Annotated in this window: 23 protein-coding genes and 11 tRNA genes; 2 read left to right on the forward strand and 32 right to left on the reverse strand. The window is 44.6% G+C overall.

Annotated features, from left to right (window positions below; genetic code table 11):
- Positions 1-99: 99 nt before the first annotated feature.
- From EV146_RS25515 to EV146_RS25570, 12 genes are all read right to left on the reverse strand, one after another.
- Positions 100-173, reverse strand: a tRNA-Gly gene (locus EV146_RS25515).
- A 34-nt stretch (positions 174-207) separates the two neighbouring features.
- A tRNA-Pro gene (locus tag EV146_RS25520) sits at positions 208-284 on the reverse strand.
- A gap of 6 nt (positions 285-290) precedes the next feature.
- Positions 291-367: transfer RNA gene (locus EV146_RS25525), tRNA-Arg, on the reverse strand.
- 62 nt (positions 368-429) lie between these two features.
- Positions 430-515, reverse strand: a tRNA-Leu gene (locus EV146_RS25530).
- Positions 516-582: 67 nt separating this feature from the next.
- Positions 583-667, reverse strand: a tRNA-Leu gene (locus tag EV146_RS25535).
- Between the two features lie 10 nt (positions 668-677).
- A tRNA-Lys gene (locus EV146_RS25540) sits at positions 678-753 on the reverse strand.
- 6 nt (positions 754-759) lie between these two features.
- Positions 760-831 (reverse strand) — tRNA-Gln (locus EV146_RS25545).
- 10 nt (positions 832-841) lie between these two features.
- Positions 842-917: transfer RNA gene (locus EV146_RS25550), tRNA-Asp, on the reverse strand.
- A 25-nt stretch (positions 918-942) separates the two neighbouring features.
- Positions 943-1,017: transfer RNA gene (locus tag EV146_RS25555), tRNA-Glu, on the reverse strand.
- 10 nt (positions 1,018-1,027) lie between these two features.
- A tRNA-Ser gene (locus EV146_RS25560) sits at positions 1,028-1,118 on the reverse strand.
- 8 nt (positions 1,119-1,126) lie between these two features.
- Positions 1,127-1,201: transfer RNA gene (locus tag EV146_RS25565), tRNA-Asn, on the reverse strand.
- Positions 1,202-1,344: 143 nt separating this feature from the next.
- Positions 1,345-1,818, reverse strand: a complete 474-nt coding sequence (locus EV146_RS25570) for a SprT family protein (RefSeq protein ID WP_132011472.1) — start codon at positions 1,816-1,818, stop codon at positions 1,345-1,347.
- Between the two features lie 84 nt (positions 1,819-1,902).
- Between EV146_RS25570 and cmpA the strand changes: the two genes are divergently transcribed.
- A complete protein-coding gene (cmpA, locus tag EV146_RS25575; protein WP_121610234.1) occupies positions 1,903-2,016 on the forward strand; it encodes a cortex morphogenetic protein CmpA in 114 nt (37 codons plus the stop codon).
- 33 nt (positions 2,017-2,049) lie between these two features.
- On the opposite strand, the gene EV146_RS25580 is transcribed toward cmpA, so the two are convergent.
- The 14 genes from EV146_RS25580 to acpS all read right to left on the reverse strand — a co-directional run bounded on the left by EV146_RS25580 (position 2,050) and on the right by acpS (position 13,210).
- Entirely contained in the window at positions 2,050-4,224 is a 2,175-nt protein-coding gene (locus EV146_RS25580; protein ID WP_132011489.1) for a Tex family protein, read from the reverse strand.
- Between the two features lie 139 nt (positions 4,225-4,363).
- On the reverse strand, positions 4,364-4,960 hold the full coding sequence (locus EV146_RS25585; protein WP_121610235.1) for a PP2C family serine/threonine-protein phosphatase: 597 nt from the start codon (positions 4,958-4,960) through the stop codon (positions 4,364-4,366).
- Positions 4,957-5,751 (reverse strand): RNA polymerase sigma factor SigB, encoded by a 795-nt coding sequence (gene sigB, locus EV146_RS25590; RefSeq protein ID WP_132011473.1) that lies wholly within the window; start codon positions 5,749-5,751, stop codon positions 4,957-4,959. Before sigB ends, EV146_RS25585 begins: the two co-directional genes overlap by 4 nt.
- Complete coding sequence (gene rsbW / locus EV146_RS25595) at positions 5,729-6,202, reverse strand: anti-sigma B factor RsbW (RefSeq protein ID WP_121610237.1); 474 nt, start codon at positions 6,200-6,202, stop codon at positions 5,729-5,731. Before rsbW ends, sigB begins: the two co-directional genes overlap by 23 nt.
- Positions 6,202-6,531, reverse strand: coding sequence for an anti-sigma factor antagonist (locus tag EV146_RS25600; protein WP_121610238.1), 330 nt, complete (start codon positions 6,529-6,531; stop codon positions 6,202-6,204). The genes rsbW and EV146_RS25600 overlap by 1 nt, the downstream gene beginning before the upstream one ends.
- Before the next feature lie 60 nt (positions 6,532-6,591).
- Entirely contained in the window at positions 6,592-7,602 is a 1,011-nt protein-coding gene (locus EV146_RS25605) for a PP2C family protein-serine/threonine phosphatase (protein WP_121610239.1), read from the reverse strand.
- 12 nt (positions 7,603-7,614) lie between these two features.
- Positions 7,615-8,016 carry an anti-sigma regulatory factor gene (locus tag EV146_RS25610; RefSeq protein ID WP_132011474.1) on the reverse strand — a complete coding sequence of 134 codons (402 nt, stop codon included), beginning with the start codon at positions 8,014-8,016 and terminating at the stop codon, positions 7,615-7,617.
- Between the two features lie 4 nt (positions 8,017-8,020).
- Entirely contained in the window at positions 8,021-8,377 is a 357-nt protein-coding gene (locus tag EV146_RS25615) for an STAS domain-containing protein (RefSeq protein ID WP_121610241.1), read from the reverse strand.
- Positions 8,374-9,207: an RsbT co-antagonist protein RsbRA gene (locus tag EV146_RS25620; protein ID WP_277873251.1), complete on the reverse strand. Its 834-nt coding sequence runs from the start codon at positions 9,205-9,207 to the stop codon at positions 8,374-8,376. Before EV146_RS25620 ends, EV146_RS25615 begins: the two co-directional genes overlap by 4 nt.
- A 356-nt stretch (positions 9,208-9,563) precedes the next feature.
- Complete coding sequence (gene ndoA, locus EV146_RS25625; protein ID WP_121610243.1) at positions 9,564-9,914, reverse strand: type II toxin-antitoxin system endoribonuclease NdoA; 351 nt, start codon at positions 9,912-9,914, stop codon at positions 9,564-9,566.
- 4 nt (positions 9,915-9,918) lie between these two features.
- The gene (locus EV146_RS25630; protein WP_121613820.1) at positions 9,919-10,200 is read right to left on the reverse strand and encodes a CopG family ribbon-helix-helix protein; all 282 of its coding nucleotides are present in this window, start codon (positions 10,198-10,200) and stop codon (positions 9,919-9,921) included.
- Positions 10,201-10,382: 182 nt separating this feature from the next.
- Positions 10,383-11,546 (reverse strand): alanine racemase, encoded by a 1,164-nt coding sequence (alr, locus tag EV146_RS25635; protein ID WP_132011475.1) that lies wholly within the window; start codon positions 11,544-11,546, stop codon positions 10,383-10,385.
- A 135-nt stretch (positions 11,547-11,681) separates the two neighbouring features.
- The gene (locus tag EV146_RS25640) at positions 11,682-12,695 is read right to left on the reverse strand and encodes a LolA family protein (protein WP_121610245.1); all 1,014 of its coding nucleotides are present in this window, start codon (positions 12,693-12,695) and stop codon (positions 11,682-11,684) included.
- 152 nt (positions 12,696-12,847) lie between these two features.
- On the reverse strand, positions 12,848-13,210 hold the full coding sequence (gene acpS, locus EV146_RS25645; RefSeq protein WP_132011476.1) for a holo-ACP synthase: 363 nt from the start codon (positions 13,208-13,210) through the stop codon (positions 12,848-12,850).
- A 187-nt stretch (positions 13,211-13,397) separates the two neighbouring features.
- Here acpS and EV146_RS25650 point away from each other — a divergent pair, with 187 nt between their 5' ends.
- Complete coding sequence (locus EV146_RS25650) at positions 13,398-13,985, forward strand: rhomboid family intramembrane serine protease (protein WP_132011477.1); 588 nt, start codon at positions 13,398-13,400, stop codon at positions 13,983-13,985.
- Between the two features lie 59 nt (positions 13,986-14,044).
- Here the strand turns inward: EV146_RS25650 and EV146_RS25655 are convergent, their stop codons facing one another.
- From EV146_RS25655 to EV146_RS25680, 6 genes are all read right to left on the reverse strand, one after another.
- Positions 14,045-15,556: a PH domain-containing protein gene (locus tag EV146_RS25655; protein WP_338419231.1), complete on the reverse strand. Its 1,512-nt coding sequence runs from the start codon at positions 15,554-15,556 to the stop codon at positions 14,045-14,047.
- On the reverse strand, positions 15,528-16,007 hold the full coding sequence (locus EV146_RS25660; protein ID WP_121610249.1) for a PH domain-containing protein: 480 nt from the start codon (positions 16,005-16,007) through the stop codon (positions 15,528-15,530). The genes EV146_RS25655 and EV146_RS25660 overlap by 29 nt, the downstream gene beginning before the upstream one ends.
- Positions 16,008-16,117: 110 nt before the next feature.
- Positions 16,118-17,083 carry a UV DNA damage repair endonuclease UvsE gene (gene uvsE / locus EV146_RS25665; RefSeq protein WP_132011478.1) on the reverse strand — a complete coding sequence of 322 codons (966 nt, stop codon included), beginning with the start codon at positions 17,081-17,083 and terminating at the stop codon, positions 16,118-16,120.
- Positions 17,084-17,206: 123 nt separating this feature from the next.
- Entirely contained in the window at positions 17,207-18,649 is a 1,443-nt protein-coding gene (gene cshA, locus EV146_RS25670) for a degradosome RNA helicase CshA (RefSeq protein ID WP_121610251.1), read from the reverse strand.
- A gap of 560 nt (positions 18,650-19,209) precedes the next feature.
- Positions 19,210-20,583: a UDP-N-acetylmuramoyl-tripeptide--D-alanyl-D-alanine ligase gene (locus tag EV146_RS25675; RefSeq protein ID WP_132011479.1), complete on the reverse strand. Its 1,374-nt coding sequence runs from the start codon at positions 20,581-20,583 to the stop codon at positions 19,210-19,212.
- A gap of 86 nt (positions 20,584-20,669) precedes the next feature.
- Complete coding sequence (locus EV146_RS25680; RefSeq protein WP_132011480.1) at positions 20,670-21,752, reverse strand: D-alanine--D-alanine ligase; 1,083 nt, start codon at positions 21,750-21,752, stop codon at positions 20,670-20,672.
- Positions 21,753-22,083: the final 331 nt, after the last annotated feature.

Here is a 22,083-nt window from a genome sequence, read left to right on the forward strand (position 1 = left end):
TAAGCTCATAAAAAAGAAAAAACGTTGGCTAGTGATTTGAAATCACTAAGTTTTATTGTTTGTTGACGCTTGTTTGTTTAGTTTTCAAAGAGCAAAAATTGGAGCGGGTGATGGGAATCGAACCCACTACATCAGCTTGGAAGGCTGAGGTTTTACCAGTAAACTACACCCGCATTAAATTATTCAAATATCCAAGAAGTGGTTGGCTGGTCGGGAAGACAGGATTCGAACCTGCGACCCCTTGGTCCCAAACCAAGTGCTCTACCAAGCTGAGCTACTTCCCGATATAATGGCGCGCCCGAAAGGAGTCGAACCCATAACCTTCTGATCCGTAGTCAGACGCTCTATCCAATTGAGCTACGGGCGCATATATAAGTAAAGCAACTTTCATATCATACAACATTCAAAAACGAATGTCAATATATTTTTTGGTGCGGCCGAGAGGACTTGAACCTCCACGGGGTTGCCCCCACTAGGCCCTCAACCTAGCGCGTCTGCCATTCCGCCACGACCGCATCATATTATTACTGACACAACAATAAATTATACACTGTTTATCTAAAATAAACAAGAGGTAATTTATGGTGCGGGTGAAGGGAGTCGAACCCCCACGCCTTGCGGCGCCAGATCCTAAGTCTGGTGCGTCTGCCAATTCCGCCACACCCGCATATGAAAGATGGTGAGCCATGAAGGACTCGAACCTTCGACCCTCTGATTAAAAGTCAGATGCTCTACCGACTGAGCTAATGGCTCCAAAAGCTGGGCTAGCTGGATTCGAACCAACGAATGACGGAGTCAAAGTCCGTTGCCTTACCGCTTGGCTATAGCCCACTAATAAAAATGGCGGTCCCGACGGGAATCGAACCCGCGATCTCCTGCGTGACAGGCAGGCATGTTAACCGCTACACCACGGGACCGTACAATCATATTAATCTAAGAAAATGGTGACCCCTACGGGATTCGAACCCGTGTTACCGCCGTGAAAGGGCGGTGTCTTAACCGCTTGACCAAGGGGCCGGAATAATTATGGCGGAGAAGGAGGGATTTGAACCCTCGCGCCGCTTACGCGACCTACACCCTTAGCAGGGGCGCCTCTTCAGCCTCTTGAGTACTTCCCCACATAAAATGGCTCCGCAGGTAGGATTCGAACCTACGACCGTTCGGTTAACAGCCGAATGCTCTACCACTGAGCTACTGCGGAATGATTATTAATAATATTTACGTCGGCTGTTGTCGACTCTTTATATTATAATGACGCAGTAAATGAAAGTCAAGAAGCTTTTTAAAAAATTCCCTGGCTGTTTTTTGCATCAAGCCAGCCAGGTTTTCTATTCTGCCATGATTTTAATTGTTTGTCAACTCTTTAATTAACTCAAGCCTTCCCTGGCATTTTCCACACACATAGCGGACCGTATTAATGATTCTTTTCCGATGATAAACCAATCCGCAGGATGTACATTGATAAACCAAAAGCCTTTTGGGTTTTAACTGTTTTTTCTCCTCAGGCAAATTCGAACAAAATCTTGGGGCCCCTACTTTGGAAAGCAGCTCGCGGAAATCGCGGTCACGATGTTTATAGCCTTTCCCCTCTAAATGAAGGTGATAATGGCACAGTTCATGCTTGATTATTCCGATCAACTCATCTTCCCCAAGCTGTTCAAAATACTTCTTGTTGATCTCTATGTTATGACTGCGAAGCATATATCGGCCTCCGGTTGTGCGCAGCCTTGGGTTGAAGAAGGCTTTGTGTCGGAATGGCTTGCCAAATTCTTTCGCAGAGATTGTTTCTATAAGAGTTTGCAACTCTTCGTCCTTCAATATAATCACCTACTCTTACACGAACGAGACAATCTATTATAGCATATATTAGTGTTACCCTAACCCATCTGGAGGTACCTTTTTATGCCTGTTTGGTTTCAGAATCAGATGATGCGTGCTTTTTATGAAAAGGATCGATATCAGATAAAATTGCTGAACCAGTGCTGGTTTTTTTATCAAAAAAAACACGGAATTTAAAAAGTCTGCCTGGTCACCCAGGCAGACTTCGCTTTATTCTGCGGGAGGCAGCATCGTTAATGCAACCCTTCCTTTTTTCATATCGACTCCATCGACCCATACTGTCACGACATCCCCGACGGAAACGATATCTAATGGATGTTTGACAAACCTCTTGCTTAGCTTTGAAATATGGACAAGACCATCCTGCTTCACACCAACATCAATGAAAGCCCCAAAATCCACTACATTCCGCACAGTTCCTTGAAGCTCCATCCCGGACTTCAAATCCTCCAGTTTTAAGACATCTTTTTTCAGCAGCGGCGCTGGAAGATCATCCCGTGGATCTCGGGCAGGTCTTACCAGTGCTTCAATAATATCCTTGAGAGTGAGCTCGCCAATGCCAAGGTCACTAGATGTTTTCTCGAGATCCAGCTTGGACAGTCTCTCCTGCAGCTCAGGTGAACCAAGATCCGAAGTTTTAAACCCGAGGCTTCCTAGGAGCTCTTTAACTACCCCATAGCTTTCAGGGTGTATTCCGGTTCTGTCCAATGGCTCTTTACCATCAATTACCCGTAAGAATCCAATGGCCTGTTCATATGTCTTGGCCCCTAATCTCGGGATTTTTTTCAGCTGGCTCCGTCCCGTAAACTTGCCGTCCTCCTCACGTTTTTTAACGATGTTGTTCGCAACTGTTTTCGAAAGACCGGAAACATACTGAAGCAGAGAAGCCGAAGCCGTATTAACATTTACTCCAACCTGGTTTACAGCAGTTTCCACAACAAACGTAAGGGATTCTGATAGTTTCTTCTGACTGACATCATGCTGATATTGCCCTACCCCCACTGACCTTGGATCGATTTTTACTAATTCAGCGAGCGGGTCCTGAAGACGACGGGCGATCGAGACAGCACTTCTTTCCTCTACCTGGTATTCAGGGAATTCTTCTCTGGCAAGGTCGGAAGCAGAATAGACGCTGGCGCCGGCCTCATTAACAATTAGATAAAAAATCTCTTCATCCACTTCTTTTAAAATGTCGGAAACAAATTGTTCTGTTTCACGTGATGCGGTTCCATTTCCGATTGCAACCATTTCAACCTTGTACTCCTTAAGGAAGCGAATGAACTTTTCCTTTGCCTCCCTTGTTTTGGAGACCGGTGGATGCGGGTAAATCACTCCGATTGCAAGTACCTTGCCTGTTTCATCCACAGCCGACAGCTTGCAGCCTGTCCGGTAGGCTGGATCAACTCCAAGAACCACCTTCCCTTTGAGCGGGGGCTGCAGCAGGAGCTTCCGAAGATTCTCGGAAAAGATATGGATGGCTTGCTCCTCCCCTTTTTCCGTGAGTTCGTTTCTTATTTCCCGTTCAATCGCTGGCTGAATCAACCGCTTATAGGCATCCTCTACAGCTTCCTTCACATACGAAGCAGAAATCGACCTTTCATTTCTAACCCATTTATGGAAAAGGTACCTCATTACTGACTCTGAAGCCGTCCTAATTGAAACACGAAGAATTTCTTCTTTTTCGCCCCGATTTAAGGCGAGTATGCGGTGAGGAACGATCTTGCTTATTGGTTCAGAATAATCGTAATACATCTCGTAAACATTTTTATCATCTTTATCTTCATCTTTGACAGCTGATTCAATTGTTCCGGCCTTGAACGTCTCGGTTCTGATCCATTTACGGCTGTCGGCATCGTCTGAAACCATTTCCGCAATAATATCCTTTGCGCCTGCAATTGCATCATCTGCAGTCTTTACTTCCTTTTCTTCCGATAGATAAGTACCAGCTTCCGTCTCGACACTGCCGGATAAAGGGAATGTGAGCATCCACTGCGCCAGTGGTTCCAAGCCCTTCTCCTTTGCCACCGTCGCCTTTGTACGGCGTTTCTGCTTATACGGCCTGTATAGGTCCTCAACCTCCTGAAGCTTGCCTGCTTTCTCAATGCTACGTTTTAGATCATCAGTTAGCTTCCCTTGTTCCTGTATGGTTCGGATAACTTCCGTTTTACGTTGTTCGAGGTTTTGTATGTATTGCCAACGATCAATGACCTCCCGGATCTGGACTTCATCCAGGGCTCCCGTCTGCTCTTTTCGATAACGGGCGATAAAAGGGACCGTGTTTCCCTCGTTCGTCAACGAAATGACATTCTCTACTTGTTTAGCCTTTAATGATTGCTCATGGGCAATTCTTTTTATAAAATCATTGTTCTTTTGCTTTTCATTCATTTGATTCAAAAATAACCATCCTCCATCTGAAACTGGATAGCATAAGGCAGATGAAATAATTGCCTTATTAATAGGTTTCCATTTATAGTTTACCAAATTACGCCAGAGGATTGTAATCCAAAGAAAAAAGCCCCTCAAGTCAGAGGAAGCTTCCCAGGATAAAAGTTGCATCGTCCATCGTATTTTGGTAATCCCGTCTGATTTCATCGGCAATGCCCTGGGTGGATCTGTACCCTTTTAATAGCGATTTAGCACCGTGAATATCAAAACCGTCGGAATAAACAAGGAATTTTGACTCTGGTTCAAAGAAAAAACGCTGGGTATTGAATACCTGCGGCTTTCCAGATAAGTAACCAGTGACCGGAAGGGGGTAAATAAGCTTGCCTTGCGGGGAATAAAGAAAGAAACGAATATTGCCCACGCAGCTGTATACAAGCTCTCTGCTTTTAAAGTAAACTTTAAAAATTGAGACTGCTGCTCCCCGTTTCTGATAAAGAACTTCGTTGCAGTATTTCATGAGAGTATCTACGTCTTCATGATGATTTTCCTCAACAACCTCAACAACTGCCGAAGAAGCCTCATGTGCGTATTTCCCGCTCCCCAGTCCGTCAGCCAGCACACAGACAAAATAATCATCGGTAACGGTATAAAAATAACTGTCACCGCATTCCGTCTTGCCTTCCTTTGTTGTTTGATGGGCCAAGAGTTCGAGCCTGTTATTCAGATTTTCAATCATTTAATACACTCCGAGTTGTTATTCTCGGCATTGATAGCCTCTTGGAGTTTTTTGATCGCACGGCGCTGCAGGCGGGATACATGCATCTGCGAAATCCCAAGCTTGTCACCCGCTTCTTTTTGGCTCATGTTATCAAGGTAAGTATATTGAATGATTAATTTCTCTCTTTCTGATAAAACGTGAAGGACTTTTTCAAGCACTAGACGCTGATTGATTTTTTCGTAGCCATCATCGATATTGCCGACAATGTCGAGCAGCGTAACCGTACCGCCATCCGAGTCGGCCTCTATAGAGTGGTCGACGGAAAGAGCCTGATAGCTTTTGCTCATTTCCATGGCCTCCAGCACTTCTTCTTCCGAAACATCAAGAGCACCAGCGATTTCATCCACTCTTGGTGAGCGATGCAGCTGTGTAGTCAGATCTTCTACAACGGTTTTAATTTTCGGGCCCAGCTCCTTAATTCTCCGAGGCACATGGACACTCCATGTTTTATCTCTTAAGAAGCGCTTGATTTCTCCAATAATCGTTGGAACTGCAAATGCTTCAAAGCTTTTCCCGAAAGATTCATCGTACCTTCTGATGGCGCCGAGGAGGCCTATCATGCCGACCTGGATGATGTCCTCATGGAAGGAACGTCCTTTGGAATACTTTCTGGCAATTGTTTCTACTAGGGCTTGATAGTGAAGGACCAGCTTGCTTTGGGCATCATCATCTTCATGTAGCTGATAAGCCTTGATTAAACTATTGATTTCTTCTTTGGACTTCTGATTAGGTTGAGATTGTTTCTGCATCGATCTCCACCTGCTCTCCTTCTCTGTACTTGGTCATAAAGACCGTTACGCCCTCTTTATGGTGAATCCTCACTTCATCCATCAATGTTTCGATGAGATACAGCCCCAAGCCTCCTTCGCGCAGGAATTCAACAGAGTCATTTTGGTCATATGGTCCGAGACCCTGACGCGCCGAATTGAAATCAAAGCTCCGCCCGCTATCGGCAACCATCACTTCAAGACGGTCCTCGTACAGACCAAAACCAATGACGACCTCGCCCTGTTCATTGACCTTATACGCGTGCTGGACCGCATTCGTGCAAGCCTCACTAGTTGCAATCTTCAAATCCTCTATTTCATCATACGTAAATCCCATGCGACTCGCGATACCGGATAAAGTAAGCCTGATCACTCCGACAAACTCAGGTTTCGCTGGAATTTTCATTTCAATATAGTCAAATGGCTGGTTCATTACACTCCACCCTCAATCTGGCTGTTAATATTAATGATATCCGCAAGCCCGGTTATTTCAAACAGTCGTTGCAGCCGTTCGGACAACCCAACGATTTTAAATTGACCGTCGTTGGCACGGACATTTTTAAAGACTCCTACAAAAACACCAAGCCCTGTACTGTCCATATAGGAAACACCTGAAAGATCGACAACCATATTCACACCATTCTCTTCAGACAAAGGGAATAGTGTCTCCCGGAGTTTAGGCGCTGTATATGCATCAATCTCTCCACTGACAGTAAGTTCTATGGCAGTATCTTTTTCCTTAACATCAATCGATATATTCATATATGACCCACCTTTTTTTACATTCAATTGCTTTTTAAATTTACCCGCCTTTTCTAGGCATTAAACATCCCTTTTTAAAATTATTAAGGTAAAATCATCCCGCAGTTGAAAATGCTGGAGTTTTTCAAGTTCCTTGAAAATCCTGTTCACAATTTCCTGAGCACTTAAATGAATGTACTTATTGATGTAGCCAAGCAATGTTTCCCTTTCGATGAACCCTTCATCTGTCCGGCACTCTGTTACACCGTCAGACATAAGGATCACCATATCACCTGGCAGGATTTCTTTCTTATATTCTTTATACTTGGTCCTTTTTTCAACGCCTAGCAGGAGCCCCCTTGCACTTAGCTCGGTGAATTCCTTTTTCTCGGCATTATAATAAATCCCGGGTTCATGCCCCGCAGATGCATAGGACAGAATGTTTGTCGCAGGATCATACATCCCGTAAAACATCGTGATGAACATGCTTGGGTCAACATTCTGTTCTACAACCCGGTTAAGGTTTTCAAGGATGCTGCTGGGTCCCATCCTGTTTTCAGGCAAACTGTCCATGGAGTACTTGATCATGGACATGCAAAGTGCAGCAGGAATCCCCTTTCCAATTACGTCTGCAATTGCCACGCTGATGCAATTATTTTCATCATGTACGAAATGATAATAATCCCCGTTCATATGTTTGGCAGGTACGCTGATGGCACCAATATCAAGGCCATTGATGACCGGAACCTTCGTTCCCAGCAGGGTTTGCTGGACATTGGCCGCGATTTCCATTTCCGACCTGAGTTCTTCCTGCTTATGCCGGAGACTTTGATGTTCCCTGTAGGCAAGGCCATAGCCAATCATGACTTCAAGGAGAATGTCAAAAGAGTTAATGACCTTCTCCGGCACATCGGGATACATCTCGATCAGCAGACTTTTATGAAGGCTGACAATTTCTTCAGGAGAGATTTTCTGTTCGATAGTTTTACGGCTGAACTTCTGACCAGCATAAAGGGCTTGTTCGGACTGCTCTTTAATATAGTTTTCTAGAAGCTCCCGATACTTTGATTCCATCATTTCTCGGAAATCCATACTGTTTCCTCCCTAACGAAGCCATTTCGTTGCTTTTATTTGGGTGCCATTTCCCGGAGAAGATTCGATTTCAAATTGATCCATCAGCCTCTTCACTCCTGGAAGACCTGCTCCCAAACCGCCGGATGTTGAAAATCCGTCCTCCATCACCTGGCGAATATCACTGATGCCAGGGCCGTTGTCAGCTGCATTGATTCTCAATCCCGCTTTCCCGTCTTCATACAGCTTGTCAATGCAAATCTGCCCTTTTCCGGCATACAGATAGATATTTCTGGCAAGCTCACTGATGGCTGTGGTTATTCTCGCCTGGTCAACGGTGCCAAAACCAAGCTCTTTTGCAACATTGCGCCCAAGCTGGCGGGCTGCAACAATGTCCCATTCGTTTATGATTGTTACACAGGATTGGATGCTCATACAGTTATTCCCCCAATTCCTGTTGTAATTTCTCCAAACCTTTTTCTAGATCTAAAGCCGTCAGGACATTATCGAGGCCAATCCCTAGCTCAATAAGAGTAATGGCAACAGCTGGCTGGATTCCAGTAATGACGACTTTTGCACCCATCAAATTGGACATATTGATGACGTCGCCAAGTACTTTCGCAATAAATGAATCAATAAAATCGATTGAAGTTAAATCAATGACGACCCCATTCGCACTTGTTTCGTGAATCTTATGAAGGAGGTCTTCCTGAAATTGAAGAGCTGTCTGGTCGTCAAGCTCCCATTGGATAGAGACCAGCAGGCAATTGTGCAATTTTAATATTGGTATCCTCACTTTGAACCCTCCACCTTGACGATTTTTCTGTTTGTAAGCTCAAGTGCTGCTTCGATTCCTTTTTGAAGGGAATTCTTAGTTGTAAACTGGTTCAGATCAATGCCCAGGCTGACAATTGTCTGGGCTATCTCAGGACGGATCCCGCAGAGCATGCACTTGGCTCCTATCAGCCTTACCGCATCTGCCGCCTGTATGATATGATGCGCGACCATTGTATCAACAACAGGCACTCCTGTTATATCTATTAATACTACCTCCGACCGATGCTTTACAGCTCCTCGCAACAAATTCTCCATAATTTGCTTGGCCCGTTCTGTATCGATGGTGCCCACCAGAGGCATTACAGTAATTTTATCAAAGACTGGAATTAAAGGTGCAGAAAGCTCCTGAAGGGCAATTTTCTGAAGAGAAACTGTCTTTTCCCATGTAATGGAATAAATGCTGACAATTTCATTAGTGATCGGGGTTACCCATCCATCAAACTCCAATATGATGTCAAGCTGGTTATCCTTTGTGATGATCCCGCTTTCCTCCATTCTGTGAAACACAATGGTTGAAAAGGTATGAAGACCCTTGGTAACAAAGGTGAGCGGCCAGCCTAGACGTACGACTTTTTCTGCAAAGTCGGTTAAACGTGTATTATAGTCTTCCTTTAATCCTTTTATGTTCGCTATGATTAAATCGATAAACTCCCGACTTGTACTTGTAAATACCTGATCGGAAACAACCCTTACCACCCTGTCATCCGCAGTTTCCTTGGTTGTTTTGATCCATTCTTCGAGAATATCTAGTTTATTTGCCTCGATGAACTCAAAAATCAGCTTGTTCACCATATCCCCCCATTTCTGCCTTACAAAGTTTTTTTAATACCCTCTTCCTTATAAAGTTAAACATAATAAAAAAAATATGTTGAAATTATTCACTTCGTATAACTTGCCTTATTTTAATTTAATGATATCCTCGTGTTTCCGTCAAATATATTTACTTTCTTTCTTCTATTGTTACCTAATTTTAATATGGACTAAAAAGGTCTTTTTTTCTCACAACCTGTTTTTAAGTTCAAAAAAAACAAGCCTTGAACTTAAGCTTGTTTTTCCTTCTATTTTTCTGTAAATATTTTTTCGCATTCTCAGAGCAGAGACAAAAGACAAAAAAACGCCCTGTGTTGAATAGAGCGTGCAATCATTTAAAATTCAATAAGGCCTAAACTTATCTGAAGGGCTTCATCCACTTTCCCCATCATTTCGTCATCGAGATGGGTAATCTTATCGGTTAGGCGCTGTTTGTCAATTGTACGAATTTGTTCCAATAATATGACCGAGTCTCGTTCAAAACCGTAACGCTTCGCATCAATTTCAACATGCGTTGGCAGCTTCGCTTTTTGGATCTGAGCGGTAATGGCTGCAATAATTACTGTGGGACTAAACCGATTCCCGATGTCGTTTTGGATGACAAGTACAGGGCGGACGCCGCCTTGTTCAGAACCAACAACTGGGGATAGGTCCGCAAAATAAACGTCACCACGTTTGACAATCAACGGATTATCCTCCGCTAACTAAACGTTCGACTGTGTGTTCTGCCTCGTATTCTGCCTGAAATGCTTCTGATGCAATCGTTAGGTTGATTTTGGCCATTTCCATATAGCCGCGTCTCATCGATTCGCGAATTTGTCTCTTTTTCCTATCGCGCAAGTACATTTTAGTTGCCTGATAAATGAATTCACTTCGGTTGACGTTTTCCTGTTTTGCAAAGCCATCTAGTTCCATCAATAGATGCTGCGGTAACTTCACCAAGATCTCAGTTGTTGCGCTGGATTCAGACACAAACATACACCTCCACCATCATCACTACATACCGTCTAAATTCTTTGTTTCTCTACCATTTTTAATATTATCACTAAATCCGCCTGATGCAAAGGATATTCGGCAATTCTATTGTATTATCCGCCAAAAAATTAAACTTTTATGCACGATTCACTTATTATGGCATTGACAGAAAATACTTCCTACTTGGTCACGAGAGGGTTGATCAAGCCCACCGTTTCCCCATGTTCCTTATAAATCCTTGGGACTCTTGCAGAAATTAAACAGGGAACTTCGTAATTAATGGTCTCTAATTTTTTCGCAATCTCATCAACTGAAACCATGTCGGCCTGCTGTTTTCCAATTAAGGTCACCATTGTGCCGGCAGGAATCTCAAACGGGAGCCTGATCATGCATTGGTCCATACAGATTCTTCCGACAATCGGCGCCCTGATCCCCTCCACCAGAACTTCCTGGCCACCAAGACTTCTGATCCAGCCATCCGCATAGCCAATAGGGAGTGTGCCAATCCACTCATCCTCTTTCGCTTCATAGGTTGCTCCGTAGCTCACCTTTTCCCCTTTTTTCAGCTTCTTGACATGAACCAGCCTGGAGTGCAGGGAAAAGGCCTCATTCAGTTTAATCGGCAATTCAGGCTTTATTTCCTGCGATGGCGTCAGGCCATACATGACGATACCAAGCCTCACCGCATTAAACCGGGCAGAGCGGAACCTGAGAGCAGCGGCGGAATTGCTGCTGTGGACAAGCCGCGGGCGCTTCTTTAGCACACTCACCATTTCCTCGAACCGTTCCAGCTGCTGCTTGAAATAGCCGGTCTCCAGCTCGTCTGCTGTTGCAAAGTGAGTAAATATGCCATCCAGCCTCAGGCGGGAATCCTCGGCAATTGCGGCTTCAGTTGATATCAATTCTTCTGTTTCACGCATCCCAATCCGGCCCATTCCCGTATCAAGCTTGATATGAAGGGAAAGCTGCGAGCCGGGATGGAGGAATTCCCTTGCTTTTTGAAGCCAGTCCAGCTGGAAAACTGTCAGCGTAATGCTGTTGTCCGCTGCTAAATTAACATCCTCCGGCCTGCTTGCCCCCAGTACAAGGATTGGCTCGTTAATTCCCTTTCCCCTGAGGGAGAGCGCCTCATCCAAAAAGGCCACTGCCAGGATGGAGGCCCCTGCCTTCAATGCCGCTTTTGCAATCTGTATATCTCCATGACCGTAGGCGTTAGCCTTGACTACCGCCATGATCTGTACATCCTCGGGCAGGTTTTCCTTAACCCCTCTGACATTGGCTGCAATGCAGTCGAGATTGACCTCTGCCCATGTGTCCCGATAAAAACAACCTTGCTCAACCACTCATTACACTTCCTTTTAAATCCGTTCAAGCTTTTTTTCTTCCCCTATTATCAGACTACTTCTCAATAGTTGTCAAATCAGGAGGAATTTCAAAAAAAACAGGCCCTTTCTTGGAGCCTGTCTGCATTCCTCAACTTATTTCTCGACATCGCCTTGCACAGATTTGGCCACCATTACCATTTCTTCCGGTGATAAGTTCGAAGAAGCAAGCATATATTCAACACCCTGATGAGTCCACCTGATGCTATTTTCCGATTGCGCTCCAATTGTAAAGCCCAAGTCAACTATATTGCCGTTTACGGAAACTGGAGAGGCACCGTCATCCATCACACCCGCTTTTTCCTGGACCAAAGTATAGGATTTTTCACCGCCGTAGGTAAGTACAATGCGCTTGCCATTTGCGGTCTCCATCACCTTTTCATCCTTCAGAGTCACACCTGGAAGGTCGGCAACTGGATATTTGACAGTAAACTCTTTATCGCTACCAGCGGCCATTACAGGAACTTCGAGCTGGGAAGCCGTCATATTTTTCTTCATATCGAAGGCATCCTTGTCAAAGTCCGCCCCAATTTTGACATCAGAAAATTCGACTGTAACAAGGGCGTTCCGGTCAGAGTCCATCACTTTTACACTGACTGGAGCTAAATCTTTTTTATTCAGCTTGATTTCCTGGAGAGGAAGCATTTGACTATTTTGATAGCGTGTTTTTGTCTCGAAGACATAATGCTGCTTTGTCTCGGAGAACTTTGCTTCCTTATCCTCAAGGATATCCTGTACCAAAGACTCATACAGATAGGCCTGGCTGCTATTTTGCGGCCAGCTGCTTTGGAAACGGAAGCTTTTGTTTAGTGCAGGTGTTAAAACAAATACCCCGTCGTCGTTTCGAAGGATCATCTGGCTTTGGTCTTTCTGGGCATTTTTCAGGTTAACCCGATAATAATCCGGATCTTTATGCCAAATCTCCACCTCGTATACCTGCGGATCCGATCCCATTTGCAGAGTCATTTTCGCGTTAGCCTTATAGCTCTTGAGATCCGTCAGCGCTTCATCCAAATCCTTGACAACAGATTCCTGCGATTTAGCACCGCACGCAGCCAAAGCAAACATAACCATCAGCCCGGCGAGAAGCAGCATAAACCTTTTCTTCATTCCTTCAACCCCTTTTTTAGTCTTAGTTCAACGTGGAAAGGGAAAGAAAAGACAGTCCACAGCTATAATCCCGCCGCCTGGTCTTGTCTCCCCTGTTGCACTATGAATATATGAGACAACCTAGGGGATTATGACCCGTCCGATGACAAGCTTTAAAGATTTTGTATTTTTTCAATGACTACCTGAGCAGCTGCGTACTCACGGCAGTGCGTAATGGAGAGATGGACTCCTTCCGAAAAGGGTTTGGAAACAAAGGGCTTTCCTTCCGGAGTGGTTTCAATCTCGATATCCTGAAAAGACATCTGCTTGCCAATACCTGTCCCTGCAGCCTTTGAAAAGGCCTCCTTGGCTGCAAAGCGCCCAGCCAGGTACTCCGCTCTCCTCCTGCCTGAAAGGGTTTCAAAAAAACCCTTTTCTTTTTCAGTCAGAATCCGCTCAGGGAACTTCTCCTGCTTTTGGAGCAATTCGGATATTCTTCCTATTTCAACAATATCAATTCCAATTCCTTTTATCATTTTATCTCCTTCTAATTCTATGGCCGTCCGCATATAAAATCATGTATTGAAGGGACTCAGCCAAGTACTGGGGCAGCAGGCATTTCCGGACAATTTCTAAAAATCCTCAAAAAAAAGGCTTGCCAATAGTTTTTTCATGCCCAATAAGGCTATTCTTAATTATAAGAGTTTCCCAGGAGGTCCGTAAATGTTTACAAGAACCGAAAGCTTTAACGAATTCATCAGGTTTTACCCCGCTGTCACATTGATTATTTTGTTCAACCTTCTTATCTTCCTAATGACATCCCTTCCCATCTTGCCAGGGGATACCATTTTTGAAAGGCTGGCTGGAGTCAATCTCTATATTATGGAAGGCGAGGTTTGGAGACTGGCGACTCCCATTTTTGTCCATTCTGGGTTTCCCCACCTGTTGTTCAACAGTTTTTCCCTGGTTTTGTTCGGGCCTGCCCTGGAGCGCATGCTCGGCAAGGCTAAGTTTACAGCCATTTATTTACTGACCGGTATCTCTGCAAACGTCGCTACACTTTTCCTTGAACCCATGACCTACATTCATGTTGGATCCAGCGGGGCTATTTTTGGACTGTTTGGCTTCTATCTTGCTATGATTCTATTCCGCAGAGGCATGCTGTCAAAAGAAAATTCACAAACAGTCATGACCATCGCAGCCATAGGTGTCATTATGACCTTTGTTCAGCCAAATATAAACATAACAGCCCATATATTCGGCCTGATCGCAGGTCTGTTGATTGGAAGGCTGTTCCTTACTAAACTATAGCTGATGAGAAAAAAAGCGCCGGAAGGCGCTTTTTTAACTAAAATTTATACGGAAGGCTTTTATTGCAAGGGGCGAGCCTGATTTTCCCAAGCTTCGTTTCCCGCTTCGTGAGAATACCACTTGTATATGGATTCCACATCTTCTTCCTCAAGATCGACGACCTTCCCTCCCGAACCGCTGTGGCCAGATTTCACCATTGCCTGAATGGTAGCAAGCTGCGCCTGCCGCTGAAAGGGACTTTGTTTTATACTCATGGACTGTACTTTTGTTTTTTTCATAAAAACCGTGCTTTTAACAAGGCTTCGGTACCTTAATGTCAATATTCCGCTGTCCAGGCTCCATCCGGCATCTTTAAATTCCAGCCAGGACCAAAGCGCAGAGAAAGCCAGCAATAACAGGGACAGGAATCCCCATGGCCTGAAAAACAAACTTGTTGCTAACACAATTGGGACCGTAATGATCAAGCCTTTCAGCAAATAGCGCCTGAAGGCTCTTGGCGGTGCCGCCTTAAAATAAGGTTCAAACTGATAATCTTTCAAACATGGCTCAAGCAATTCAGCGATTTTTCGTTTTTTGGCGATTGGAAGAATAAGAACCTTGGAGCTCTCTTCATTGGCAGAAGAACCTCCTGCACTTTCAACAAAAGCAGAGGCTAATCCAAACAGCTGCCGTATCGGATTTTCGCTGATTCGAACGGCCTGGATCCTGTTTAATGGAATCGTGAACTGCCGCTTTTCAAGCAGCCCCCTGGTAATCACCAGATCATGATCCGCTTTAACAACCGAAAAACCTGCATATTTAACCATAGTACCAGCAAAGCTGATCAACCAGGCCAGCAGGAAGCCGCAGAACATGACAAAGGAGATAAATATCACACCATTGGCTGCAAATTCCTCGAACCCTTGGAATACTCTCTCGTAGGGAATAAATTCCTCGAATTGAAGGATAAAAGCAATGACTGCCGACAGGACAACCCCTACTCCCCCGGAGGTGGATGCTAGCAGGATCAGCTCACCCTGGGATATTTTATAAACGTGGGTACCCTCGCTTGGCTGCGCCTCGTTCTCCATTCCGTTTTCGTTTTGTCTTTCCCGTTTTTTTATTGAGACGAGCACCTTTTGAATCTGGCTCGCTTCTTCCTTCGTAATCGCAGTAAGGACTGCCTCAGAATCTTCCATCCCCATTGCTCCTGACCCGGCTGTTTCCACCTTTACTTTTACAAGTCCAAATGGCCTTTGTAAGATCCCTTGGGAAACATCCAGGCTCTGAATCCGCTCAAAAGGGATGTATCGCTTCTTTCTGATAAAAATTCCATACTCGATCCGCAGCTCGCCATGTTCAATGCGATATGTGAACCGAACCCACGAGAGAATACCAAAAACCAGGACAAGGACAAGGACACTTACAGAACCGATTAAATAAACTAAATCCCACCCGTTGCCCCGGCTCCCAAAGACGACGAAAACAACGAATGGAATAATCAATTCCTTCAGTTGTTTAAGCGTGTTGACTAAAGCTGCGATTGGGTGCAGTCTCTTCGGCTCAGACATCATCATCAGCCACCCTTGCAAGCCTTGAAATGGAAACGCGTAGCTCCTCTGCCTCCTCCACATCAAGAGCTGGAATTTCATGAACAGTTGCCGCTGTAGAAATGGTCACAGTCGACAGCCCATACTTTCTTAAAAGGGGTCCTTGCTGTGTGTCGACATGCTGCACTCTCACCATTGGAACTAATGTTCTTTTTATGATAAAGACTCCCCGCTGAAGTTCTATTTCCTGTTCCCTCAGCTCATACCTCCACCGTTTCCATCGCAGGCCCGGGAAAACCAGAACGAAAAGGTAGGCATAAACCACACATAGTGCAATAACCCCCAAAGTGATCCATAATGGCCAATCAAAAAGTACAGCTAGCGCCAAAAGTCCAGCGCCAATGAACCAGATAATCAGCGAATGAATGCCGCCGGATATTCTCCATACAGTCAGTGCACGTTCGGATATTCTAGTTTGCGGCTCAGGAATCATATGGACGCCCTCCTGTATTTCCAAATAATGATATCTTCCTCAGTATACATTATCCTACATGTGCAGAGGTTTGTTTTCCACTAAATTGTGATTTTCATGATTCCCGGTTTTTATATCAGCCTGAGACTCGCCTGGTTGATCATTTCAACTCCGTCCATTTGCCTTAAATCTTTCGAAAGCCTGAACAGGGCCTCATCCTTCCTTTTTGCTTCAATCATACAGTGTATCTCCGGAACAGATCCTTTAATTTTCTCTAAAAACCTCATAAACATGGACGCGTCGATATGGTCGGCATGAGCCCGGAAATCCTTTTCAGATCTCGGACTTGAGATATGCATCTTAATCGGGAGGAGGGAATGCTCCCAAGTCTGCTTGATTCTTTCCCATTCCTGCTCCCAGTCTTCATTTTCAAAGTGTGCAAGATGGTGATGGTAATCGAATACCAGAGGAATTCCCAGCTTTTCACATAGATACAAGGTGTCCTGAATGGTAAATGAGGTGTCGTCATTTTCAAGCATGATCATGGACTGCAATGATTGAGGGATCAGCCCCCAATTATGGATAAATTGTTCAAGCGCCTTTTCCTTATCCTGATAAGCACCGCCAACATGAAGGACACAACGGTGCTGCGGATCAATTTCCATTCCCTTTAGAAGCGCCTTATGCATGGCAAGTGTTTTGACAGACATATTGAGCGTATCCGTATTGGTCGTATTCAAGAGAACAAAGTGATCCGGATGAAAATCAACCCTTATCTGTGAGGTCTTTAAATACTCAGCAATGTCTTTTAAGGGTCTTTTGAGTGCTTTCATATAATTCCAGTCAGGAAGCTCCTGATGATTGGCAAGCGGGACCAGCCTGGAGCTGAGCCTAAAAAATTCAATATCATTGGCTTTATTGTGTTTGAGCAGTCTTAGACAGTTTTCCAAGTTTGATGCTGCGATTCTTTCCAGCTTCTGAATTGCAGCATCCCGGTCTTTTATCCCCTGAAATTGCTTAAAGGTCATCGTTTGAGAGGGAGAGCAATTCTGGAGCTCAACACTCATCGCAACATAACCAAGCTTCACAATGGTCATACAGTTCCTCCTGTGCTCTTTTACCTGTAGTATTCCAATAGAATGAATTAAAATAGCCCTTTTAAAAGCAAAAAAAGAGAGCATGGAACCATGCTCTCTTGGCTTTTCGGAGGATAACTCCCTTTATCTAGGTGTGCGGGAAGGCTTTCCGCCTGTCCGCTTCGTTGCAGTACGCGGCTTATAATTTTTGTTTCTGTTATAGTCCTGGCTTCTTCTGCGGTCCTGAGGTTTTTTGTCCCTGCGCTGAGGAAGAGGCTTTTCTTCCGTCAGTTTGACCGGTGTATTGTCAGGCTCCTTCGTCAGCATCTTCAATACAGAAGCAACAACTGTAACCGCATCATGATCGCGGAGTAACTCCTCTGCTGCCTGGCGATAAAATTGAAGATTATTGGATTCAATTGTTTGAACAATTTTATCCAAAACCGCTCTTTGCTGTCCTTCAAGAGCCTGGTCAAGAGTTGGCGCATTCATGCGTTCCATTTTTCTCTTTGTTGTCCGTTCAACAACTGACAAGTAGGACTTCTCCCTTTGCGTTACAAATGTCAATGCCATCCCTTGTTTTCCAGCACGTCCTGTCCGGCCGATACGGTGTACATAGCTTTCTGGATCCTGCGGGATATCAAAGTTATAAACATGGGTTACACCTGAAATATCAAGTCCGCGGGCAGCAACATCTGTTGCTACAAGAACATCAATTGAACCTTCCTTAAACTTGCGGAGCACGGACATTCTCTTTGCCTGTGTCAGGTCGCCATGGATGCCTTCTGCGGTGTATCCTCGCAGGTTCAGTGCTTCTGCAAGCTCATCAACCCGGCGCTTTGTGCGTCCAAAAACGATAGCCAGTTCCGGTGACTGGATGTCAAGCAGTCTGGTCAGTACATCAAACTTATTCTTTTCCTGAACCTCTACATAGTATTGCTCAATTAAAGGAACCGTCATTTCACGTGCCTTCACACGGATAATTTCAGGGCTTTTCATGAAACGTTCTGCAATCTTCTGGATCGGTCCCGGCATTGTAGCTGAGAACAGGAGTGTCTGGCGCTCTTCAGGGATCTTGGCAAGAATATTTTCAATATCCTCAATGAATCCCATATTCAGCATTTCATCCGCTTCATCCAAAATTACTGTATGAACTGTGTCGAGTCGAATCGTCTTCCTGTTAATATGATCAAGAAGGCGTCCTGGTGTGCCGACAATGATATGCGGACCTTTTTTCAAAGCACGGATTTGGCGGTTGATATCCTGGCCGCCATAGATAGCAAGTACGCCCAGTCTTTTTCCAGAACCAATTTTATAGAGCTCTTCTGAAACCTGTACAGCCAATTCACGTGTTGGAGCTATGATAATCCCCTGGATCTGATTTTTTTCTTTGTCGATCTTATCGATAAGCGGAATACCGAACGCAGCAGTCTTTCCGGTACCTGTCTGGGCCTGGCCGATAAGGTCTATATTCTTAAGGCTCCTAGGAATTGTTTCTGACTGAATTGGTGTTGCCTCTTCAAAACCCATTTTTTTTAAGGACTTTAATGTTGCGGGGCTAATGCCCAGTTCTTCAAACATTGTCAAGTTTGTTCATTCTCCTTTTTCTTGTTCAAATATTTATATTACTTCATAAGTGGCTGTTTAAGTAGATCTCGGTCATTGCCGTATCTGGTGAAATTGTACACCTTAGTAGAGGGTCGGTGCCAGCACGCTTCAGAATCCAAGCAGGGCTGGCCTTCCGGAGCGCATTTCAGGTAGTAGCAAAAAAGACATTCTCTAATCGAGAGAGCATGTCATTTACAGGATTTTCTTACGTAGACACTTGTTGTTAATCTTACCACCTGTAGGAAGGGAATGCAATTCGGAGCGCCCCCCTTATTCACCACATATGCAAAGGGCTTTTATTTGTAAGCGGTATAAACAGCCTGGGATTGGTGTTTCCATCCTTCCGCTTGCCATTTGTAATTGGCAGGATTTATCAAAAAACTTTTCCTATACTCTTATAAATCCTTCCCTATTCTATCCTATTTCACACTAATTATCACGAAAAAAGCCGGCATGCAAGATCCACTGGCTTAGGATTGGCCGTTTCATTTTAGCATAACGAAAGGAGCCCCTGTCAAAAAGCTGACAGAGGCATTATTTTATTGCAAGGAAGCAACCGCATCTTCCAGCTTCATGCCGCGTGAAGCTTTTACAAGCACAAGCGTCTCACTTGTGGTCAATTTCTTGAGTTCGTTTATTAACCCTTCTTTGTTTCTAAAAGAAAAGACACGATTTTCACCCAGGTTATTTCTTGCCCCCTGAGCGATAAAATCCCCCAGTCTTCCAAAGGTCAGAAGAAAATCAATGGCCCTAGCGTCAATTGATTCGCCAATCTGATAATGGTATGCTTCCTCTTCCGGTCCGAGTTCAAGCATATCCCCAAGAACAAGGATTTTCCGGCTGTAACCGGACAGGTTTGAAACTAATTCAATGGCGGCCTTCATCGATGTGGGACTTGCATTATAGGCATCATTAATGATTCTTTCACCTTTTGCCCCCTCAACAAGTTCCATTCTCATATTTGTAAGCTTAAGTCCCTCGAACCCTTTATTCATCTGCCCAAAAGAAATACCAAAGAAATTGGCGGCAAGCATGGCGGCAAGGGCATTCAAAATATTGTGGGTTCCCAGGACAGGCAAATCAAAAGATTGTTCGCCAAGATTAGTCGTAAAAATATTTCCGCTGGCGGTTGGCACAATTTCGACTGGATGCAAATCATTCCGGGAAGATTTCCCGAAGGTTTTTAGCTGGCCTTTTCCGCTGTATCCCTCCAGCCTTTCCTGAAGCAATGGCTCATCACCATGAAAAATAATAAGCCCTTCTTCCTTAAGACCCTGTATGATTTCAAGCTTTGCATCCGCGATCGCTTCTCTTGAACCGAGATCAAGCAAATGGGATTCCCCTATATTGGTAATAATGACCGCATCCGGCCGAGCCAATTTCGTCAAAAACTCAATTTCCCCCTTGCTGCTCATCCCCATCTCGAGTACAGCAACTTCAGTATCCTCCTCAAGACGCAGTATGGTCAGCGGAAGCCCTATATGATTATTGAAGTTCCCTTCTGTTTTCTGCACTTTGAATTGCAGACCCAGCAGGCTGGCTGCCATATCCTTGGTAGTCGTCTTTCCATTGCTTCCAGTAATTCCAAGAACCTTTACACCGAGTTCGTTGCGATAGTTTCGTGCAAGCTCCTGCAGCGCAGTCAGTGTATCTTCAACGATGATGATTGGCATGTGTTCGGGAGGATTAGGTACATCCTTTTGCCAGAACGCGGCACCGGCACCTTTTTTAATGGCATCTTCCACAAAGCGATGGCCGTCAGCATTTTCCCCTTTAAAAGGAACAAATAAATTTCCTGGTTCAATTTTACGAGAGTCAATAGAGACGCCCTTGACCTCGGCCTGGCTAAACTGGGAAATGTCATTCACCGTGGTAACCATCCGGGAAATTTCTGCAAGTGATTTTTGTATCATAGCGACTCCTCCTAAAACAATACCTGGCATGACAGAACACGGCCAAGAACAGCGTACGCCCCTTCACTAGCCGTGTTCATTCAGGTTTAAAAAGTGTATTTAATCTTTTGTTTTTCCTCATGGCGCTCAATCGCGAGCTCCACAAGCCGCTCAATCAGCTGAGGGTATTCCATTCCGGTATGTTTCCACATCAGCGGGAACATGCTGAATGGAGTAAAGCCCGGCATTGTATTGACTTCATTGATTAGCAGCTGTCCATCCTTGGTTAGGAAGAAATCAGCTCTTACCAGACCCGAACAATCGAGTGCCTTGTAAGCTTTTACCGCTTGTTCCTTCAGGTCTTGATACTCATTCTCCTCAATCTCGGCCGGTATGACCAAGGCTGTATCACCATCTTCATACTTTGCCTTGTAATCATAGAAATCCTTCTTAGGAACAATCTCCCCAGCCACTGAACATTCCGGATGATCATTCCCCAGAACACCGATTTCAATTTCTCTCGCTGTAACACCCTGCTCAATGATAATTTTGCGGTCAAACTGAAACGCCTCTTTAAAGGCTTCTTCCAGTTCGGCACGGTTTGTACATTTGGAAATCCCGACACTTGAACCAAGGTTTGCTGGTTTTACGAAGGATGGATAGCCAAGCTTTTCTTCCACCTGGCTGTACGCCTTTTCCGGATCAGCTTCCCACTCGCTGCGGATATAGGAAACGTAATCAACCTGGGCGAGTCCTGCCTGTGCAAAGATATTTTTCATGATTACTTTATCCATTCCGGCTGCCGAGGCGAGGACTCCATTTCCAACATACGGAAGGTTCAGTAATTCAAGCATCCCCTGTACAGTTCCATCCTCTCCATTGGGCCCATGAAGAAGGGGAAAAATAACATCAAGAGTGCCAGCGGAGCCTGAATCCTCTGCCTGGAACATCGATGGATTAAAAGCAGGCGAAGGAAGAGCCGCTGTCGGTGAGAATTCCAGCTGCTTAATGTTTTCAGCAGGCGCACTGAGCTGCGGGCCTTTTATCCACTGCCCATCTTCGGTTATGTAAATAGGATGTATTTCAAATTTTTCAAAATTCAATGCCTTAGTGACAGCCAGTGCTGTCTGCATGGATACTTTATGTTCAGCTGACTTGCCGCCGTATAGCAGCCCTATACTTGTTTTCATTGTTACGTACCTCCATTTTTCCGCATCTAAACAGGCATGCATCCCCCTCTCCAGGACCGCACTGGCCCGGAAGGAAATCCAGGAGGCAAATTGCCTGTCAATGTCTGAATTAAAAATATTAATGGACCTTCCTTTTCACTACTCACCTATTTTACCATTATCTATTTAAAATAAGGGAGAGATATCCTGACGAAAATCATATTATCTGCTCAAACACCACAGGGTTACTATTTCCTCTTTTTATTGTATGAAACCCCTGGCTTGCTCGACAACCTGAAGAAAGCAGGAAAATCCAATCAAATTTGCCGTTCAAATTATTTTATTATTCTGC

The organism is Mesobacillus foraminis, assembly GCF_004340465.1.
GTDB classification, from domain to species: Bacteria; Bacillota; Bacilli; order Bacillales; family Cytobacillaceae; genus Mesobacillus_B; species Mesobacillus_B foraminis.

Bases quoted from the DNA above. Each gene is read 5' to 3' on its own strand.
- cmpA (WP_121610234.1), top strand. From the start codon at position 1,903: ATGCCTGTTTGGTTTCAGAATCAGATGATGCGTGCTTTTTATGAAAAG.
- EV146_RS25580 (WP_132011489.1), bottom strand. From the start codon at position 4,224: ATGAATGAAAAGCAAAAGAACAATGATTTTATAAAAAGAATTGCCCAT.
- EV146_RS25585 (WP_121610235.1), bottom strand. From the start codon at position 4,960: ATGATTGAAAATCTGAATAACAGGCTCGAACTCTTGGCCCATCAAACA.
- sigB (WP_132011473.1), bottom strand. From the start codon at position 5,751: ATGCAGAAACAATCTCAACCTAATCAGAAGTCCAAAGAAGAAATCAAT.
- rsbW (WP_121610237.1), bottom strand. From the start codon at position 6,202: ATGAACCAGCCATTTGACTATATTGAAATGAAAATTCCAGCGAAACCT.
- EV146_RS25600 (WP_121610238.1), bottom strand. From the start codon at position 6,531: ATGAATATATCGATTGATGTTAAGGAAAAAGATACTGCCATAGAACTT.
- EV146_RS25605 (WP_121610239.1), bottom strand. From the start codon at position 7,602: ATGGATTTCCGAGAAATGATGGAATCAAAGTATCGGGAGCTTCTAGAA.
- EV146_RS25610 (WP_132011474.1), bottom strand. From the start codon at position 8,016: ATGAGCATCCAATCCTGTGTAACAATCATAAACGAATGGGACATTGTT.
- EV146_RS25640 (WP_121610245.1), bottom strand. From the start codon at position 12,695: ATGAAGAAAAGGTTTATGCTGCTTCTCGCCGGGCTGATGGTTATGTTT.
- acpS (WP_132011476.1), bottom strand. From the start codon at position 13,210: ATGATAAAAGGAATTGGAATTGATATTGTTGAAATAGGAAGAATATCC.
- EV146_RS25650 (WP_132011477.1), top strand. From the start codon at position 13,398: ATGTTTACAAGAACCGAAAGCTTTAACGAATTCATCAGGTTTTACCCC.
- EV146_RS25660 (WP_121610249.1), bottom strand. From the start codon at position 16,007: ATGATTCCTGAGCCGCAAACTAGAATATCCGAACGTGCACTGACTGTA.
- uvsE (WP_132011478.1), bottom strand. From the start codon at position 17,083: ATGACCATTGTGAAGCTTGGTTATGTTGCGATGAGTGTTGAGCTCCAG.
- EV146_RS25675 (WP_132011479.1), bottom strand. From the start codon at position 20,583: ATGATACAAAAATCACTTGCAGAAATTTCCCGGATGGTTACCACGGTG.
- EV146_RS25680 (WP_132011480.1), bottom strand. From the start codon at position 21,752: ATGAAAACAAGTATAGGGCTGCTATACGGCGGCAAGTCAGCTGAACAT.